Annotated in this window: 21 protein-coding genes; 18 read left to right on the top strand and 3 right to left on the bottom strand. The window is 50.6% G+C overall.

Annotated features, from left to right (window positions below; translation table 11 throughout):
• Positions 1–27 precede the first annotated feature (27 nt).
• The 8 genes from cheY to BZG80_RS01270 are packed head-to-tail and all read left to right on the top strand — an operon-like array spanning position 28 to position 7,515.
• Positions 28–396 (top strand): chemotaxis response regulator CheY, encoded by a 369-nt coding sequence (cheY, locus tag BZG80_RS01305; protein ID WP_037353866.1) that lies wholly within the window; start codon positions 28–30, stop codon positions 394–396.
• 31 nt (positions 397–427) lie between these two features.
• Positions 428–1,162 (top strand): protein phosphatase CheZ, encoded by a 735-nt coding sequence (locus BZG80_RS01300; protein ID WP_021023076.1) that lies wholly within the window; start codon positions 428–430, stop codon positions 1,160–1,162.
• 9 nt (positions 1,163–1,171) lie between these two features.
• Positions 1,172–3,394, top strand: a complete 2,223-nt coding sequence (locus BZG80_RS01295; protein ID WP_077678588.1) for a chemotaxis protein CheA — start codon at positions 1,172–1,174, stop codon at positions 3,392–3,394.
• An 18-nt stretch (positions 3,395–3,412) separates the two neighbouring features.
• Positions 3,413–4,549 carry a protein-glutamate methylesterase/protein-glutamine glutaminase gene (locus BZG80_RS01290; protein WP_021023078.1) on the top strand — a complete coding sequence of 379 codons (1,137 nt, stop codon included), beginning with the start codon at positions 3,413–3,415 and terminating at the stop codon, positions 4,547–4,549.
• Positions 4,550–4,559: 10 nt separating this feature from the next.
• Positions 4,560–5,342 carry a ParA family protein gene (locus BZG80_RS01285; RefSeq protein WP_077460316.1) on the top strand — a complete coding sequence of 261 codons (783 nt, stop codon included), beginning with the start codon at positions 4,560–4,562 and terminating at the stop codon, positions 5,340–5,342.
• Positions 5,329–6,558 (top strand): chemotaxis protein CheW, encoded by a 1,230-nt coding sequence (locus BZG80_RS01280; RefSeq protein ID WP_077678587.1) that lies wholly within the window; start codon positions 5,329–5,331, stop codon positions 6,556–6,558. Before BZG80_RS01285 ends, BZG80_RS01280 begins: the two co-directional genes overlap by 14 nt.
• Before the next feature lie 34 nt (positions 6,559–6,592).
• Positions 6,593–7,081 (top strand): chemotaxis protein CheW, encoded by a 489-nt coding sequence (locus tag BZG80_RS01275; protein ID WP_021023081.1) that lies wholly within the window; start codon positions 6,593–6,595, stop codon positions 7,079–7,081.
• Positions 7,081–7,515, top strand: coding sequence for a DUF2802 domain-containing protein (locus BZG80_RS01270; protein ID WP_021023082.1), 435 nt, complete (start codon positions 7,081–7,083; stop codon positions 7,513–7,515). Before BZG80_RS01275 ends, BZG80_RS01270 begins: the two co-directional genes overlap by 1 nt.
• 3 nt (positions 7,516–7,518) lie before the next feature.
• Here BZG80_RS01270 and BZG80_RS01265 read toward each other — a convergent pair whose 3' ends face one another.
• Both BZG80_RS01265 and BZG80_RS01260 read right to left on the bottom strand, forming a co-directional pair.
• On the bottom strand, positions 7,519–7,845 hold the full coding sequence (locus BZG80_RS01265; protein ID WP_021023083.1) for an EscU/YscU/HrcU family type III secretion system export apparatus switch protein: 327 nt from the start codon (positions 7,843–7,845) through the stop codon (positions 7,519–7,521).
• Positions 7,845–8,648, bottom strand: a complete 804-nt coding sequence (locus BZG80_RS01260; protein ID WP_077678586.1) for a hypothetical protein — start codon at positions 8,646–8,648, stop codon at positions 7,845–7,847. Before BZG80_RS01260 ends, BZG80_RS01265 begins: the two co-directional genes overlap by 1 nt.
• A 121-nt stretch (positions 8,649–8,769) precedes the next feature.
• Here BZG80_RS01260 and ccmA point away from each other — a divergent pair, with 121 nt between their 5' ends.
• From ccmA to BZG80_RS01210, 10 genes are all read left to right on the top strand, one after another.
• Positions 8,770–9,387: a cytochrome c biogenesis heme-transporting ATPase CcmA gene (ccmA, locus tag BZG80_RS01255; RefSeq protein ID WP_021023085.1), complete on the top strand. Its 618-nt coding sequence runs from the start codon at positions 8,770–8,772 to the stop codon at positions 9,385–9,387.
• The gene (gene ccmB, locus BZG80_RS01250) at positions 9,384–10,052 is read left to right on the top strand and encodes a heme exporter protein CcmB (protein WP_077460320.1); all 669 of its coding nucleotides are present in this window, start codon (positions 9,384–9,386) and stop codon (positions 10,050–10,052) included. The genes ccmA and ccmB overlap by 4 nt, the downstream gene beginning before the upstream one ends.
• Positions 10,053–10,080: 28 nt before the next feature.
• Positions 10,081–10,818: a heme ABC transporter permease gene (locus tag BZG80_RS01245; protein ID WP_077460321.1), complete on the top strand. Its 738-nt coding sequence runs from the start codon at positions 10,081–10,083 to the stop codon at positions 10,816–10,818.
• The gene (gene ccmD, locus BZG80_RS01240; RefSeq protein ID WP_021023088.1) at positions 10,818–11,024 is read left to right on the top strand and encodes a heme exporter protein CcmD; all 207 of its coding nucleotides are present in this window, start codon (positions 10,818–10,820) and stop codon (positions 11,022–11,024) included. Before BZG80_RS01245 ends, ccmD begins: the two co-directional genes overlap by 1 nt.
• Positions 11,021–11,506, top strand: coding sequence for a cytochrome c maturation protein CcmE (ccmE, locus tag BZG80_RS01235; protein ID WP_021023089.1), 486 nt, complete (start codon positions 11,021–11,023; stop codon positions 11,504–11,506). The genes ccmD and ccmE overlap by 4 nt, the downstream gene beginning before the upstream one ends.
• A complete protein-coding gene (locus BZG80_RS01230; protein WP_077669129.1) occupies positions 11,503–13,476 on the top strand; it encodes a heme lyase CcmF/NrfE family subunit in 1,974 nt (657 codons plus the stop codon). The genes ccmE and BZG80_RS01230 overlap by 4 nt, the downstream gene beginning before the upstream one ends.
• On the top strand, positions 13,473–14,024 hold the full coding sequence (locus tag BZG80_RS01225) for a DsbE family thiol:disulfide interchange protein (protein WP_021023091.1): 552 nt from the start codon (positions 13,473–13,475) through the stop codon (positions 14,022–14,024). Before BZG80_RS01230 ends, BZG80_RS01225 begins: the two co-directional genes overlap by 4 nt.
• On the top strand, positions 14,021–14,566 hold the full coding sequence (locus BZG80_RS01220; RefSeq protein ID WP_077576588.1) for a cytochrome c-type biogenesis protein: 546 nt from the start codon (positions 14,021–14,023) through the stop codon (positions 14,564–14,566). The genes BZG80_RS01225 and BZG80_RS01220 overlap by 4 nt, the downstream gene beginning before the upstream one ends.
• On the top strand, positions 14,563–15,774 hold the full coding sequence (gene ccmI / locus BZG80_RS01215; protein WP_077678585.1) for a c-type cytochrome biogenesis protein CcmI: 1,212 nt from the start codon (positions 14,563–14,565) through the stop codon (positions 15,772–15,774). Before BZG80_RS01220 ends, ccmI begins: the two co-directional genes overlap by 4 nt.
• Before the next feature lie 74 nt (positions 15,775–15,848).
• Positions 15,849–16,607 carry an MlaA family lipoprotein gene (locus BZG80_RS01210; protein ID WP_021023094.1) on the top strand — a complete coding sequence of 253 codons (759 nt, stop codon included), beginning with the start codon at positions 15,849–15,851 and terminating at the stop codon, positions 16,605–16,607.
• Between the two features lie 111 nt (positions 16,608–16,718).
• On the opposite strand, the gene BZG80_RS01205 is transcribed toward BZG80_RS01210, so the two are convergent.
• Positions 16,719–18,050: an outer membrane protein transport protein gene (locus tag BZG80_RS01205; protein ID WP_077678584.1), complete on the bottom strand. Its 1,332-nt coding sequence runs from the start codon at positions 18,048–18,050 to the stop codon at positions 16,719–16,721.
• Between the last annotated feature and the right edge of the window lie 45 nt (positions 18,051–18,095).

Raw genomic sequence — 18,095 nt, 5'->3', positions numbered from 1 at the left:
TCACCGGAGGCAACCTTGGATAAAAACATGAAAATTCTCGTTGTTGATGATTTTTCAACAATGCGCCGTATCGTAAAGAATCTTCTTCGTGACTTGGGTTTCAACAATACCGTTGAAGCAGATGACGGCTTAACCGCGCTGCCAATCCTTAAAAAAGGCGGTATTGATTTTGTCGTGACCGATTGGAATATGCCGGGCATGCAAGGGATTGACCTGCTTAAAGAGATCCGCAAAGACGATGAACTTAAGCACCTTCCTATATTGATGATCACCGCCGAAGCGAAACGCGAGCAGATTGTAGAAGCCGCGCAAGCTGGCGTGAACGGTTATATTGTAAAACCTTTTACTGCCGCAACGTTGAAAGAGAAGCTCGATAAGATCTTCGAGCGCATGTAATCAGTAACGCGCACAGTTAAAAGGAACCGTCATGATCAACCTGGACCAAGCGAAACAATTGGTCGCGTATCTTGAGAGTGGAGAGCAAGATAACGCTAACACGCTTCTGACTGAGATAGCGAAAGAAGCACGTGACCCGCTGTTTAATGAAGTGGGTAAGTTGACCCGCCAATTACATGATTCTATTACTGACTTTCGCTTGGATCCCAGAGTAAGTGATTTGGCGAATGTCGATATACCTGATGCTCGCGATCGGCTTACGTATGTGATGCAGAAAACCGAATTAGCGGCAAACAAAACCATGGACGCGGTCGAGCGTACCATGCCGATTGCCAGTGATTTGCAAGACAATCTGCAAGCGGTACGGCCTAATTGGAACAGCTTGATGCGGGGCGACATTGCTTTGGATGAGTTTAAGCCATTGTGTCACAGCATTGAGGGTCTATTGACTCAGGTTGAGGGGGGGGCAACAGAACTGCATGCTCACCTTACTGAAATATTAATGGCACAAGATTTTCAGGACTTAACGGGGCAGGTAATTCGACGTGTTATTGAATTAGTGCAGGAAGTGGAACAGCAACTGGTTGAAATACTGACTGCGTTTGGCATGGATAGCGCTGCAATCGAAGCAGCATCGGCAACACAAGCAGATGATACCACCAGTAAATCAGCCCCTGAGGGTCCTGTGATTCATCCCGAAGAGCGTGATGACGTGGTTCACAACCAAGATGATGTTGACGACTTATTATCGAGTTTGGGTTTTTAGAGGTGCGCTATGAGCTTTGAGATGGATGAAGAAATCCTTCAGGACTTTTTGATTGAAGCGGGGGAAATCCTCGAACAAATGTCTGAGCAATTGGTCGATTTGGAGCGTGCCCCTGATGACGCAGACTTATTGAACAGTATCTTCCGAGGGTTCCATACCGTAAAAGGTGGGGCAGGCTTTCTTGGCCTCAATGCCTTAGTTGACACTTGCCATGGTGCCGAAAACGTTTTTGATAATTTGCGTAATCGTGGTCGTGAGTTGACGTCCGACGTGATGGACACCATTTTGCAGGCATTGGATACCGTTAATGACCAATTTTCTGCCGTGCAAAATCGTGAAGAGCCTGTTATCGCAGATCCCACACTGTTGGAAGCGCTTCACCGTTATGCCAAACCGGCAAGCGAAGACGAGGAAGTACCCGCAGAGCCAGAGCCAGAGCCGGAACCTGAGCCAGCACCGACTGCTGAACCAGAGCCGCAAAACGATGCGACACCGGCACAAAACGAAGGTGCGATAAGCGGTGATTCCGTCGATGAAATTACCGAAGATGAATTCGATAAATTGCTCGATCAGCTTCATGGCGAAGGCAAAGCACCGACATCTTCAAATGAATCATCGCCCGCTAAGCCAGAAGTGGTGGAAAGCACCGAAGCGGATAGCGGTGATATCACCGACGATGAATTCGAAAAGTTACTTGACGATCTGCATGGCTCTGGTAAAGGCCCAGCCGCACCGCAGCCAGGCGATGATGCAGCTAAAAACAGTGCTTCAGCACCGAGCCAACCCGCCTCATCGGGTGGTGATGATTTTATTGACGATGATGAATTCGAAAAGCTGCTAGATGATTTGCATGGTAGAGGTAAGGGGCCAGCGGCAGATGCTGAAAAAGCGAAAGCCGATGCAGATAAAGTCGACGCTAAGCCTGAGCCTAAACCGGATCCTGCGCCGGCTAAAAAAGCGAGCAAGCCAGAACCCGCCAAAGAAGCAGCACCTAAAAGTGCGGGGGCAGGAGCAAAAGCGCCTGCCGCTGTAGAGAAAGCACCTGAGAAAAAACCGCCTGCAGCACCACAGCAAGAGCAGACCGTTCGGGTGAATACCTCCACGCTCGACGGCATTATGAATATGGTCGGCGAGCTTGTGTTAGTGCGCAATCGACTCGTCAGCCTGGGTCAAAGCAGCAATGATGAGAGCATGGCCAAAGCGGTTACCAACTTGGATGTGGTCACGGCGGACCTGCAAGGCGCGGTGATGAAAACGCGGATGCAACCGATCAAAAAGGTCTTTGGTCGTTTCCCTCGTGTTGTCCGCGATCTTTCTCGCAGCTTGAAAAAAGAAATTGTCTTGGAAATGCAGGGCGAAGAGACCGATCTCGACAAAAACCTTGTCGAAGCCTTGGCGGATCCTATGGTCCACTTGGTGCGTAACTCGGTTGACCATGGCATTGAAATGCCTGATGAGCGTGAAAAAGCAGGCAAACCACGTGTGGGTACCATTACCTTAAAAGCCTCCCAGGAAGGGGATCATATCTTGCTGACCATCGCCGATGATGGTGGCGGTATGGATGCAGAAAAGCTGAAAAGCATCGCGGTTAACCGTGGGGTGATGGATGCTGAAGCCGCCGCTCGCTTGAGCAACAGTGAGGCATATAATCTTATTTTTGCCCCAGGCTTTTCGACCAAAACAGAAGTGTCCGACATTTCCGGCCGTGGGGTTGGGATGGATGTAGTTAAAACGGGCATCACTAAGCTGAATGGCTCGATCAATATCGACTCTGAGCTGGGCCGAGGCACAGTGCTGGAAATCAAGGTACCGCTCACCCTTGCGATTCTTCCAACCCTCATGGTTGGTGTGGGAGACAACCCGTTTGCTTTCCCACTGTCCAACGTGAGTGAGATCATCAGTTTAGATATGTCCCGAACTAACACGGTTGATGGTCAGCTCACGCTTATTGTTCGAGATAAAGCGATCCCGATTTTCTTCTTGCAAGATTGGTTGTGTAAACGTGCAACGGAGATTGATAAAACCAAAGGGCATGTGGTGATTGTACAAATTGCTCACCAACGTATTGCCTTTGTTGTAGATACCCTATTTGGGCAAGAGGAAGTGGTGATTAAACCGCTTGATGAATTGCTGCAAGGTACACCGGGTATGGCGGGTGCAACCATCACCAGTGATGGTCATATCGCCCTGATTCTGGATGTGCCCAACCTGTTGAAACATTACGCAGGTTAATGAGAGAAAAGGACGCCCATGGCAGTAAAAGTATTGGTGGTAGATGATTCAAGTTTCTTCCGTCGCCGCGTGAGTGAAATAATCAACGCTGATCCAAGAATGGAGGTGATTGATAGTGCGGTGAATGGCAAAGAAGCGGTTGAAAAAACCGCGCAACTTAAGCCAGACGTGATCACTATGGATGTCGAAATGCCGGTGTTAGACGGGATTTCAGCGGTGCGCCAAATCATGGCGCAAACGCCAACACCTATCTTGATGTTCTCATCGCTAACACACGATGGCGCAAAAGCGACGTTAGATGCACTCGAAGCAGGTGCACTCGATTTTCTTCCCAAAAAGTTTGAGGATATCGCGCGTAATCGAGATGAGGCAACGAACTTACTCCAGCAGCGCGTGCTTGAGATCGCGCGTAAGCGCCCGGTCATGCGTCGCGCTACACGTCCGTCACCTGCTTCCGGCTCTGAGCAAACCGTACCACCGACGGGTGGGGTGCGAGCGCCTGCACGTCCGGTGTCTAGACCCACCGCGGGTACGGCGTCTTCAGCAAAAGCGCCGGCAAAATTTGCCGCTTCGGGTAAGCGCTATCAATTAATGGCAATTGGTACCTCAACGGGGGGACCGGTTGCGCTACAAAAGGTACTGACTAAACTGCCAGCGAACTTTCCACTGCCCATTATCTTAATTCAGCATATGCCAGCGACATTTACCGCCGCATTTGCTCAGCGTTTAAATGGCCTGAGTAAGGTAACCGTGGCCGAGGCAAAAGATGGCGATATGCTCAAACCGGGTCATGCTTATCTTGCGCCTGGTGGCATGCAAATGATGGTAGATGGTCGGCCGGGTGCTGCACGTTTAAAAATTCTCGATGGCGGCGAGCGGATGAATTACAAACCCTGTGTGGATGTGACATTTGGCTCGGCGGCAAAAATCTATGGCGATAAAGTCCTATCTATGGTGCTAACAGGCATGGGAGCGGACGGTCGAGAAGGTGCACGCATGCTCAAAAATGCGGGATCGACGATCTGGGCGCAAGATGAAGACAGTTGTGTTGTTTATGGCATGCCGCAAGCGGTCGCCAAAGCGGGCATCTCATCGGAAGACTTGCCACTTGACCGGATTGCCGAGCGCATACTGGTTGAGTTGAATTTAAAATAAGGAGTGGGGCTTGATAGTCTGGAGTATCGCCAACCAAAAGGGCGGTGTTGGTAAGACAACCACCACAGTGACATTAGCAGGATTGATTAGCGAGCGTAAGAAACGTGTCCTGCTGGTGGACACCGACCCGCACGCCTCACTATCGACGTATTTGAATTTTGATTCGGAGCAGCTTCCGGCAAGTTTGTTTGATTTATTCCAATTACAGACCGTGAATAAAGACACGGTCAAACCGATTATTTTAAAGACCCAGTATGAAAACATAGATTTGATCCCCGCTCATATGTCACTGGCAACGTTGGATCGTGTCATGGGTAACCGTGGTGGCATGGGGCTGGTACTAAAGAAGGCGTTGAGCGCACTCTCGGATGACTACGACTATGTATTAATTGATTGCCCGCCCATACTAGGTGTGATGATGGTTAATGCGTTAGCGGCGAGTCATCGAATTTTAATTCCTGTACAAACTGAATTTTTGGCCATGAAAGGGCTGGAGCGAATGATGCGGACGTTACAGATCATGCAAAAATCTCGTAGCTCCAACTTTAATCTCACCATCATTCCTACCATGTACGACAAGCGAACACGCGCCTCGTTAGAAACATTGCAAGAGTTAAAGATTCGCTACAGTGATCAAGTGTGGGCGTCAGCCGTTCCTATTGATACCAAGTTTCGAGATGCGAGCCTCAAACATATGCCAGCGTCTTTCTATGCCAAAAACTGCCGCGGTGTCTTTGCTTACAAAACGCTATTAACCTATTTGGAGCGACTGGAACAGGATGAACAAGCATAACACCCTCTCCAGTGGTCAGGCGCTCGATGACTATTTTGAAGCCCTACTGGATGACTTAGGTGACAGCTCGGAAAGCGATTCCCAATCCGTCACACCCGATTTGGGCGTGACGCGGGTGTCGTCTGCCTCACTGATCGAGGATAATGATCCGACACAGCCGCGCTTGCAGCCCAAGCCACAACCTAGTGCAGCACCGCTGAAGCCCGATCCGGTTGCGTATGCCGAGCCAGAGCGCGATCTGGCAGAAGTTGAGCGTTTGTTAGCTCAGCTTAGAATTGATGAAGAAGCTGAAGTCGACGCGCAAGCGGAAACCTCAACGCAAACGGAGACTGAACGCGCCCAAGACACTGCGACTGAAACAACAGAACCCTTGGTTGAAGAAGCGTCTGAGTCAGTGGTAGACACTTACACCATGGCTGATTGGGGCCTACAAGAAAAAGACGCGATTACGGTAGACGAGTCTGTGCCTGAGGTAGAGACTGCATTCGAGACCGAGACCGAGACCGAGACCGAGACCGAGACCGAGACCGAGACCGAGACCGAGACCGAGACCGAGACCGAGGCCGAGACCGAGACCGAGACCGAGACCGAGACCGACGAAGATATCTCCGTCGAGTCCGAAGCAACGGTATCTACGTCCGACCAAGAAGAAGTGCGTGTTGATGAGGCGTTCAGGACGGAGCAAGCACAACAGGCGGACGTTGACGTCGAGGTTGACACTCAAGCCGGTGAAGAGATTCCTCCCACACAGTGGGAAAATGCTGAAACTGAAGCGGAGTTTCAGGTATTATTTTTTGAGAGTATGGGCGTTACCTATGCCGTGCCACTTGCAGAATTAGGTGGTATTCATCAACTCGGAGACTGTAATCGTTTGATCGGACGACCAGATTGGTATCTAGGATTGCAGACAGAGAAGCAGCAGCAGCTTGATGTCGTTGATACTGCTCGTTGGGTGATGCCAGAAAAACTGGCAGATAATCAGCACAGGGACGACTATAATTATATTGTGATACTGGGGGACAGTAAGTGGGGGTTGGCGTGTGATCAACTCCTAGGCACACAAGCTCTCAGTGGAAAAGCCATTCGCTGGCGAAAACAAGCCGGAAAAAGGCCTTGGCTAGCGGGCATGGTCAAAGAGAAAATGTGTGCTTTGATCCATGTCCCAGCATTTATTGCTATGTTAAATCAGGGGATTGACGCCAAAGCGATGGCGTAATAACTAGTTACACAGCGCGTAAAGAGGAAAATTAATGTCTCAGGTAGCTGAAATTCAAAAAGAAGGCGTCAATGACGAAGTATTGCAGTGGGTTACTTTTCAGCTTGAAGAAGAGACCTACGGCATCAACGTAATGCAGGTGCGTGAGGTATTACGGTATACCGAAATTGCACCGGTCCCTGGCGCCCCTGACTATGTATTGGGTATCATTAATCTGCGTGGTAACGTCGTGACAGTGATCGACACACGCTCTCGCTTTGGTTTAGCCTCTGCCGAGGTCACAGACAATACGCGTGTGATTGTTATTGAAGCAGAAACCCAAGTCATTGGCATTATGGTCGACAGCGTGGCCGAAGTGGTATATCTGAAAACATCAGAAATTGATACCACGCCGAGCGTCGGTACAGAAGAAAGCGCCAAGTTTATTCAAGGCGTAAGCAACCGTAATGGTGAACTACTTATCTTGGTCGATCTCAACAAGTTATTGACCGATGAAGAGTGGAATGAAATGGCCATGCTGTAATGGTTGAGCTGCTGCTTACTTGGTTGCCGGTTGTGGTGACGGTGGTGTTTGCCATCGTCACTTTGTGGCGCTTGGGCGCGGAAAAGCGCGCTCGGGAGCGATTAGAGAACAAGTTGCAGGCGATGGAAACCGTGCTAAAAAGTGCGCGTCAACGCCATGACAGTCTTGCTAAGCAGTTTAATGAATTGCGTGCCGGTAGTATGGGTATGGGTAAAAAGTTGGCGGATTTATCTGCCAATGTCGACGATCTACTGGAAAAGCACGTCGAGCTGGAGATGCACGATTCAGGTAGCCGCTTATACAGCCGTGCGAGCAAAATGGTCGACCTCGGTGCCGATGTCGATGAACTGATGCAAGAATGTGATCTCCCCAAAGCCGAGGCTGAGCTTTTACTGAGTTTACGTAAGCGTCAAGCGGCCAATCAGCAACGCTAGTCTTTATACCTGCGTATTGATTGGCTTATGCTCGTGCCAGCCTGGTGGGGTTTTTCCTTCCAACACCCACGCATAAGCAATCAACTCTGCTATCACTTGGTAAAGAATCGGCGGGATTTCATCCCCCTTTTCAAGCTTTTCTAACCACGCGAGCAGGTGAGCATCTTCGTGAATTAGGCAGCCTTGTTCATTAAGTGCTTCAATGAGTTCATGCGCGAGTTGGTTAGACGCTTTGGCTTGAACCGTCGGAGCGTTATAACCATCATATCCAAGCGCGATAGCACGTTTTTCACCTTTCTTACCTTTGCCACCTTTCTCACTTTTCATCATTATACCCTCACTGAAATGCCGGCCCCTGGTGGCACTTCGGCTGTATTCGGTGTGACGGTTTCTACTTTATCACTAACATCGATCTTCATCGTAATGGCTTGCTGAGCGAGTCGGTCATTAAGCCAATCAATCGTTTGATAAATTCGCTGCTGGAGTGCGTGTGTCGGGGCGGTTAGCGTTATTTTATTCTCGACATCTGAGACGTCGACATCCGCACGAATAAATTGGCGGCCAACGGGAAGATAAAGTCGAATTTGCCAGCTTAGGTTTGGTGCCGACTCCGATGAATCTTGAGCCCCGCATCGACGCGCGTTTACCCGAATAGGGGGTTGCTGGGGGTCGGAAAAGGGCAGCACCCATTGCCACTCGCCCGGGCGAACCGATTCAGCGACCCGTTGTTCGGCCATTAATCGCAATGCGCCCTTCATACCGTCGCCTTCAGATTGTGGTGTCAGCCATTGGCGCAGTAACGTCGCCATTAATTTATCTGCGGGGCGTTGTGACAGCCATTCGGCGATTTTCTCCGGGTTCAGGTCGTGTGAGCGACTCGGTAACGTCCACAATGACAGCAACGATTGTATCAGCGTTTGTGTCGCGGCAGGCTGTTGCTGGATAGTGGCGGTCAGCGCGGGCAATAGGTGTAACTGAGCCAGCACCCCGGAGAGGGATGCCTGGGACTGACCGGTTAGCAACGTAAATTGCGCCTGCGTCAGTGCACGACTGTCTATCTGACCTGTCATTGGTCTTGCAAGCGCTGCTGGTTTTTCCACCCATTGTTGTGGATTCGTTGGCCCAATCTTCATGGTTTCTCACAATTATTTACGCGAGTCACACTTTGCAACCCTATGGTAACTAACAGTCATTTTGACCATTGTGATACTATGCGTCCACTTTTGTAACACAAAGCAGGATGCAACATTTGTCATGTTGGAAGTGAAACAGCTGTGCTGTGTTCGTGATGATCGAGTGTTGTTTGATGCGCTGACATTCTCTCTGTCTCCGGGTGATCTTGTTCAAGTTGAGGGACCAAACGGGGCAGGCAAAACCACGCTATTACGTATTATCGCGGGTCTAGGCTTAGCGGATAGCGGAGAGGTCTGTTGGCAGCAGCAGACGATTACCCAACAGCGCGACGTGTTTTATCGTAATCTTCTCTTTTTAGGGCATACCCCCGGGGTGAAACGCGAACTAACCGCCTTTGAGAATCTCTCTCATGCGATGCAAATGCATGGCAGCTATGACAGTGATGCGATTTGGCAAGCCTTGGCTAAAGTCGGCCTGGCTGGGCGCGAAGATATTCCCGCTGGACAACTATCAGCGGGTCAAAATCGACGCGTAGCATTGGCCCGTTTGTGGCTTACCGACCGTCGATTGTGGATTCTCGATGAACCGTTAACTGCGATTGATAAACAGGGCGTGAAGGTGCTTGAAGCTGTGTTCGAGCGGCATGTCAACCAAGGTGGCATTGTATTGTTCACCACGCATCAAGATATGTTTGTCGACCATCCTTTGCTGCGTCGTATTCGTTTGGGGGCCCAATGATCCAAGCCATGTGGTTGACCATTCGGCGAGAGCTAAAAGTGGCCTTCCGTCAGCCTGCTGACAGCCTCAATCCATTATGGTTTTTTATTATCGTGATTACCTTATTTCCATTAGGGGTAGGGCCTGGCCCGCAATTATTGCAGAAAATTGCCCCTGGTGTGATCTGGGTCGCGGCCTTGCTCTCTGCATTATTATCCTTAGAGCGGCTTTTTCGCGACGATTATCTGGACGGCTCATTAGAGCAGATGATGCTGATGCCTGTCCCTTTACCTGTGTTGGTGATCGCCAAAGTGATTGCACACTGGTTGTTAACAGGGTTGCCTTTGCTGCTTGTGAGCCCGGTACTGGCGTTGTTGCTGTCATTAGATAGCACTAGTTACCAAGCGGTGGTCTTAACCTTGTTATTGGGGACTCCAACACTGAGTTTTGTTGGCGCTATTGGCGTGGCGCTAACCGTTGGGTTACGTAAAGGCGGCGTCTTGTTGAGCCTATTGATCCTCCCTCTTTATATCCCTGTACTGATTTTTGCGACCTCAGCGATTGATATGGCCGCATTAGGGGCAGACATCAGTGGGCAACTGGCTATTCTTGGCGCCATGTTGGTGGGATCGGTCACCTTGGCGCCATTTGCTATCGCCGCCGCGTTGCGTGTGAGCGTGAATTAATTATTAATCAGGAAGTAGAGCAATTGTCATGTGGAAGTGGCTTCACCCTTACGCAAAACCTGAAGTGAGTTATCGGCTCTGTGGGACTTTGCTCCCTTGGTTTGCCGTGCTGGCTGGGCTGAGCTTAATGATCGGAAATATATGGGGGCTGGCGTTCGCGCCCGCAGATTATCAACAAGGCGATAGTTTTCGCATTATCTATATCCACGTGCCGGCCGCAATCTGGTCGATGGGTGCATATATGTCGATGGCGATAGCCGCTTTTATCGGTCGAGTCTGGCAGATTAAAATGGCCGATTGGGCCGTGGGTGCCATTGCGCCTGTCGGGGCCGTTTTTACCTTTATAGCGTTGGTGACCGGCGCAATTTGGGGTAAGCCGATGTGGGGCGCCTGGTGGGTCTGGGATGCCCGACTCACGTCTGAGTTGATTTTGCTGTTCCTTTATATCGGTGTGATGGCACTTTACAACGCGTTCGATGATGCGCGTACCGCCTCACAAGCCGCCGGTATTTTAGCCATGGTCGGCGTGATTAATCTTCCTATTATTCACTTCTCGGTAGAGTGGTGGAACACCTTACATCAAGGCGCCACCATCACTAAGTTCGCTCGGCCGTCTATCGATCCTGGCATGCTATGGCCGCTATTGGTTTGCCTGCTGGGTTTCGCTTGTTTTTTTATCGCCCTGACCTTGATGGGGCTGCGTAATCAAATTTTGTTACGCGAGTCTCATCGACCGTGGGTCCGTGCGCTGGCGGAGGACCACTAATGCATTTTGATAGTATCAGTGCGTTTTTATCCATGGGGGGCTATGCCGCCTATGTGTGGAGTGCGTTTGGTATCACCGCGGGTGCGATGATTGCGCTGATTATCGGTTATCACCGTACTCACAACAAACGCCTGCAAGCCGTTAAACAACAAATCGCACGAGAGCAGCGAATAAAAGACGCTCAATCACTGGAGAACACCTTATGACGCCCCGACGTAAGAAACGATTGTGGATTACCCTTGCTTTGGTTCTTGGCGCCTCGACCACGATTGGGCTCGTTGTTTACGCCTTGAATCAGAATATGGACTTGTTCTATACCCCCACTGAAATCGTGCAAGGCAAACCCGATGGGACCAAGCCAACAGTCGGTCAGCGTCTTCGTATCGGCGGTATGGTGGTAGAAGGCTCGGTGAAACGCGATCAGGAGTCTTTGCAAATTCAGTTTGATGTCGCCGATGTAGGCCCTGCCGTCACTGTGACCTATGAGGGGATCTTGCCGGACTTATTTCGAGAAGGACAAGGCATTGTCGCGCAAGGGGTACTTGTTGATTCGCGTACGGTGAAAGCGAGTGAAGTACTGGCTAAGCACGATGAAGAATATATGCCGCCAGAAATCGCGGAGGCGATGGAGAAAAACCATCAGCCACTTGAATATACCGAGGAGCAAAAACAAGGTAGTCAGTTATGATTGTTGAGCTCGGGCATTATGCGTTAATCCTCGCCCTGGGGCTGGCGCTACTTTTAAGTTTTTATCCCCTCTATGGGGCGAGTAAAGGGCATGAAGGCATGATGAAAATGGCACGACCACTGTCTGTGGGCATGTTTGCCATGTTGCTGTTTTCTTTTATCGCCTTGAGTTGGGCCTTTTACACCAATGACTTTACGGTAGCTTACGTCGCCAGTAACTCCAACAGTGCACTGCCTTGGTACTATCGCCTCACTGCGGTATGGGGCGCTCACGAGGGCTCATTATTACTTTGGGTGTTGGTGCAAGCACTGTGGACGGTAGCGGTGGCTGTGTTTAGTCGCGGCATGCCGCTGTCCTCTGTCGCGCGCGTTTTAGCCGTCATGGGGATGATTTCGGTTGGCTTTTTACTCTTTATTATTCTAACGTCCAATCCCTTTGATCGCACCTTACCTTACTTTCCTGTCGACGGGCGTGATTTAAACCCATTGCTGCAAGACCCAGGACTTATTGTCCACCCACCGATTTTGTATATGGGTTATGTGGGCTTCTCGGTTGCGTTTGCTTTTGCGATTGGCTCATTGTTGGCCGGTCGCTTAGATACCGCCTGGGCGCGTTGGTCACGACCTTGGACTACGGCCGCTTGGCTATTTCTTACCCTTGGGATCGCACTTGGCTCCTGGTGGGCGTATTACGAACTGGGCTGGGGAGGCTGGTGGTTTTGGGATCCGGTCGAAAACGCGTCGTTTATGCCGTGGCTTGCTGGGACGGCATTAATGCACTCGCTGGCAGTGACCGAAAAACGGGGCACCTTTAAAGCCTGGACCGTATTATTGGCGATATCCGCATTCTCATTAAGCTTGTTAGGTACTTTCCTAGTGCGCTCAGGCGTCTTGGTCTCGGTACATTCTTTTGCGTCCGATCCGGCGCGAGGGCTATTTATTCTTGGCTTCCTGGTGGTGGTGATTGGTGGTTCATTGTTGCTCTATGCGTTGCGCGCCTCAGAAATTCGAGGGAACACCAAGGTGTCGCTCATTTCACGCGAGAACGCTTTGTTGGTTAACAATACCTTGTTGATGACCGCGTTGGTGATAGTCTTAATCGGCACCTTGCTTCCCTTGGTGCACAAACAAATTGGGTTAGGATCGGTCTCTATTGGCGAACCTTTCTTTAACTTTTTGTTCGCATGGCTAATGCTGCCTTTCGCCTTTTTCTTAGGGATTGGCCCCTTAATCCGTTGGAAGCGCGATAAGCTTTCCACTCTCGCCAAACCCATGCTCGCAAGCGGGATCGCGGCGGTCGCTTTGGGGATTGGGTCCATTGCCTTATTGGCTGATAGCTTTAAAGCGATGGCGGCCATGGGGGTCACCATGGCGTTGTGGATTACCTTCTTGCATGGCTATGAGCTACATTTACGCGCCACGCATCGGCATCCATTCCGTGTCGGGATCAAAAAGTTAGGGCGCAGTCACTGGGCGATGGTGTTGGGACACATTGGCTTAGCCATTACCATCATCGGTGTAGCCATGGTGGAAAATTATGATATTGAACGTGACGTTAAAATGGCGCCAGGAAGCAGTGTCACGCTGCAAGGGTATACCTTTAACTTTACTGACTTGTCGGAAAAGCAAGGACCGAACTATCAAGCTTATGTGGCATCCTTTGATGTGTACCATGGCGAGCGCTTTATCAATCATTTAGAAGCAGAAAAGCGTTTTTATTCGGTTCAGAGTTCGATGATGACAGAAGCAACCATCGATCGCGGTTTAACCCGAGATCTCTACATTGCTATGGGTGAAGAATTGCCGGATGGCGCTTGGGCGATGCGGCTTTATTACAAACCTTTTGTCCGTTGGATTTGGTTTGGTGCCATCGTGATGGCACTCGGCGGCGCGTTAGCGATCAGTGATAAGCGCTACCGCTTTCGTCGTAAATCGATCTCATCAACTGCGACATCGGAGGCGAAAGGATGAAGAAGTTACTGTGGTTTCTCCCGTTACTCGCCTTTGTTGCTCTCGCTGGCTTTTTTGTCGCCCAGCTCGATAAAAATGCGCAAGGAGACGATCCCACCAAGCTTGAATCGGTGTTGGTAGGCAAGCCGGTGCCCGCTTTTCATCTCGAAGATTTGCAAACGCCGGGCAAAGTGTATGACCAGGCTATTTTTAATGGTGAGCCTTTACTGTTAAACGTATGGGCGACTTGGTGCCCTACCTGTTATGCCGAGCATCAGTTTCTCAATAAACTGGCGTCGCAAGGGGTCAAAATCATTGGACTCAACTACAAAGATGATCGCGGCAAAGCGGTAAAATGGCTGAATAATCTTGGCAATCCTTACCAGATCAGTCTGTACGATGGCGATGGCATGCTAGGGCTTGATTTAGGGGTATATGGCGCGCCAGAAACCTTTTTGATCGATGCCAACGGTATCATTCAATACCGGCACGTGGGGGATGTTAACGCACGTAATTGGCAAGAAACCTTAAAGCCTAAATTTAACGCATTGCAGGAGGAGGGATCGTGAAAAAAGTGATCATGATTGTCCTATTGTGGGCCGGTGCGACCTTAGCATTTGCCAATGCGATTGATGTCTATCAGTTTGATTCGGCCAAACAAGAGGCGCGTTTTCGCGCCCTCACCAGTGAATTACGGTGTCCTAAGTGTCAGAACAATAGCATTGCTGATTCCAATGCCGAATTGGCGCAAGACTTACGGCAAAAAGTCCATCAAATGCTGCAGCAAGGGCGTACTGACGATGAAATTCGCAGCTTTATGATTGCACGCTATGGCAATTTTGTGACCTATAATCCGCCATTGACTGCCTCCACCATAGTTTTATGGCTTGCGCCTGCACTGGTCATGTTCACGGGGCTTGGGTTGATGGTTGTGCGCAGTCGCCGAGCCAAGCAAACGCTGAATGAGGCGTTCAGTGATGAAGAACAACAACGGCTTGATGCGTTATTAGCTTCAGAGAAAGCGACCTTAGCCTCAGAAAAAACGACCGACGCAGAGCCTAAAGTATCCGCTGAGCATGGATCAACCGAACAGAAAAAGGAGCCAAAATGATTGAGTTTTGGGGCGCCACCTTGGTGTTTTTTGTACTTGGCGCGGTGATGTTTCTCTGGCCCCTTTGGCAAAAAAGCGAACACGACCATCAAGCCAGCCGGGATGCACTTAACAAAGCCTTTTATTATGACCGGGTTGAAGAAATCCAGTCTGAGGGTGCCGAAGGGCTGATTGATAATGAGCAGGACCTAACGCAGGATTTGCAACAATCCTTGTTGGACGATATCCCTGAAAAAGAAAAAGCCAAGCAGGCTCGTCATTTGCGCTTAACGCCAATGCAATGGGTGCCGGGGCTTATTGTGCTTGCGATAGTGAGTTTTGGGTTATATGGCATCGAAGGGAGTGCGAATCAGGTCGCGCAGTGGCAGCAAACCGCCAAACAGTTGCCCGAGCTATCAAAGCGGTTACTCGAGGGCGAGAAGCCATTAACTCAGCAAGAGATGCAAGATCTTACCTTGGCGTTGCGGACCCGCTTGCAGCACGAGCCGCAAGACAGTACCGGTTGGTTGTTGCTCGGACGCATTGGCTTGGCCAATCGGGATGGCGAAACCGCCAAAGGGGCGATGGAAAAAGCTTATGCCTTGGCACCCTCACAATCCGATATTCAAGTGGGGTTGGCGCAAGCCTTGCTGTTTGCAGGTGATGAGGCAGACAGTGCCCGGGCGCAGAATTTATTAAAATCTGTAGTGAAAGACGATCCCTTTAATCTACAGGCGATGTCGTTACTGGCCTACCAGGCGTTCGAGCAAGGCCGTTATCAAGATGCCATCGCGACTTGGAATGCGATGAAAACCTTGATTGGCAAAGACGATCCGCGTAACCAAACCCTTGATCAGTCGATTGCCCGTGCCCAGCTAGCCCTCAACAGTGCCGCAGGAGCCAAGATAGCGATCACGGTGAAACTGGGGGAGCAGGTTGAATTACCCGAGGATGGCGTGCTGATCATTTCCGCGCATGCATCGGCTGAGGCAGCGATGCCGATTGCCGCTAAGCGTCTCCCACTGTCTAAGTTTCCGGTTTCACTGGCCTTGGCTGATAGCGATAGTTTGAACCCGGTGCAGGCACTTTCCTCGCTTGATAGCGTGGTGATCAAAGCGCGTATTGACCGAGATGGCAATGTCGCGACTAAGCAAGGCGACTGGGTGGGTGTCAGTGATCCGGTGGCCTTAAGCAAAGGGGTTGAACTGGTTATCGACAAACAGCAGTAACCAAGACAAAATAGACAGATTGTTACTAAGGCTGGGCATTCCCAGCCTTTCATTTTATAGAGGAATCCCATTTGATGTGGAAACGTCTGTGTTTAATGGCGCTTATATTAGGTCTTGTCGCAGGGTGTGCGTCACGCCCACCGGGTGCCGAGCCGCACCCCGATGATCCATTAGAAGGATTTAACCGTGCGATGTGGACGGTAAATTACGATTACCTTGATCCCTATGTTGCGCGTCCGGTTTCGATCGCCTACGTCGATTATGTGCCGAGCCCAATGCGCACCGGGATTTCCAATTTTTTGGGTAACCTAGAAGAGCCAGCCAGTTTTTTAAATAGCGTGCTGATGCTAGAAGGCGAAAAAGCGGTCACCCATTTTAACCGCTTTTGGATTAACACCTTGTTTGGCTTGGGTGGCTTAATTGATATCGCCTCTGCAGCCGATATTCAGCAATACGACCAACGTGAGTTTGGCGATGCGATGGGGCACTATGATGTCGGTACGGGCGCCTATATTATGCTGCCGGGTTATGGTCCCACGTCGGTCAGAGAAGGCGCCGGCGAAGTGGTCGATGGCTTATACCCGCCACTGGCATTACTGACCTTGCCGCAGTCGGCGTTAAAGTGGATGTTTGATGGCATGGAATCACGAGCGGCCTTGGTATCGCAAGAATCACAGCTGGACAACTCGCCAGACCCTTATGCGTTTGCGCGTGAGGCTTATCTACAAAATCGTCGCTATCGTGCCAAAGGGGATGAGGCGTTAGAGCAACAACCGGCCTTGAATGATGAGTTTCTCGATGACTTTATCGATGATATCGACGCTGCACCGTAAGTTAACGTGAGCTCGTTGAGGATAAGCGTGATCAAAAAAACACCACGGCGACACCGTGGTGTTTTTGATTAATCACTCGCATCGACTGGCGAGCGTTTATTGGTCTAGCACTTAAAAACGATAGCTGGCCTGCACGCCGACTAACCACACATTACCGGTGGTCTCACCCTCAAAGTCACCACCGAATGCAGAACCGCCTTTATCCGACGTGATCCCGTCACGCGGCTCTTTTACCGATGCATCTTTGGCAAAGACATAGGTAAAGGCCGCGTCTAGGGTGAGCTGTGGCGTCATCTCATAGCCAGCACCCACGCTTAACCAGGTACGATCGGTTTCTGGGATGGTCAAGGTACGGTTTTGATCACTGACTGCCGAGGTGTCATAGGCAATGCCTGAGCGCAGTGTTAGCTGTTGATCCCACTGATACGTGGTGCCGATCGCAAAGCGGTAGTTATCTTCCCAGTTTTCGACTTTGACCATTTGTGGGTCACTAGACAGCGATGGAATGTCTGCCTCTAACTTGTTAAAGCTGCTCCACTCGGTCCAGTTAAGGCTGGTGTGTATCGCCCACTGCTCAGTCAGCTGATGTAACGACGAGAGCTCGGCGGTGGCGGGGAGAGTAAGATCCATACTGCCCGCGTAGTGTGTATTGCTGAGGGGGGAGCCTGAGCCATTGGGGTTTATATTGTAGGTTAACCCCTCAGCATGCCCATCCAGCGTGAGGTTCACTTCGGAACGGTAATTAAAACCGACACGGTGCTTGTCATTGATGTCGTACACGGCACCCAATTGCCAGCCCCAGGCACGATCATCGCCTTCCATGTATTTGAGAGTGGTTTGTTCAGGAACTAGTAATGTTGTGTTTTTACTAATAGGTAAATTTACATTACGACTGCTTTTCGCCCCAATACTGCCTTCCCCCAGCACATAACGGATACCGGCGCCAATACGCAACTGGTCGGTGGCCTTCCAGGCAAGGTTTGGGTTGATTTCAAAAGTGGTGACCGCCGCTTCGTTACCAAACTGGGTGCCGGTAAAGTCGTTGCCTAAATCGGTTTCCATGCCAAAGTTGGTGGCCAGCGCGATGCCCGCGGTCAAGCGGTCGTCGAGTTGATGCGAAAAGTAAAAGTTAGGGATCACGGCATCATGAGCGACATCATCGGTTGATGTGGGGCCAGTTGAAGAGTTTTGTCCATCAATATCGACGTTGGGATTCACGTAGATGCCACCCGCTGATACCTGGGTGTCCGCCAAATAGCTGAGCAGGGCAGGGTTGCGAAATTGCGCACTGGCGTTATCGGCCATTGCGGCTTCACCGGCAAAGGCACGACCAAGGCCGGTTGCTGAGGTTTCTGCTAACTGAAAACCCGCGCTGTGGGCGGTGGTGGAAAGCGAGCCGAGTGCGGTGGCAACGGCGAGATAAACGATCTTATTATTTTTCATCTGCTTACTTGTTCGCGGTTTAAAGGGAGGCCTAGAGTAAAAGCT

It is taken from the genome of Salinivibrio sp. MA440 (assembly GCF_001996265.1).
In the GTDB taxonomy this organism is placed as follows: Bacteria; Pseudomonadota; Gammaproteobacteria; order Enterobacterales; family Vibrionaceae; genus Salinivibrio; species Salinivibrio costicola.
Note: the sequence above shows the minus strand (reverse complement) of the source record. Positions and strands in the feature narration are given on the sequence as shown.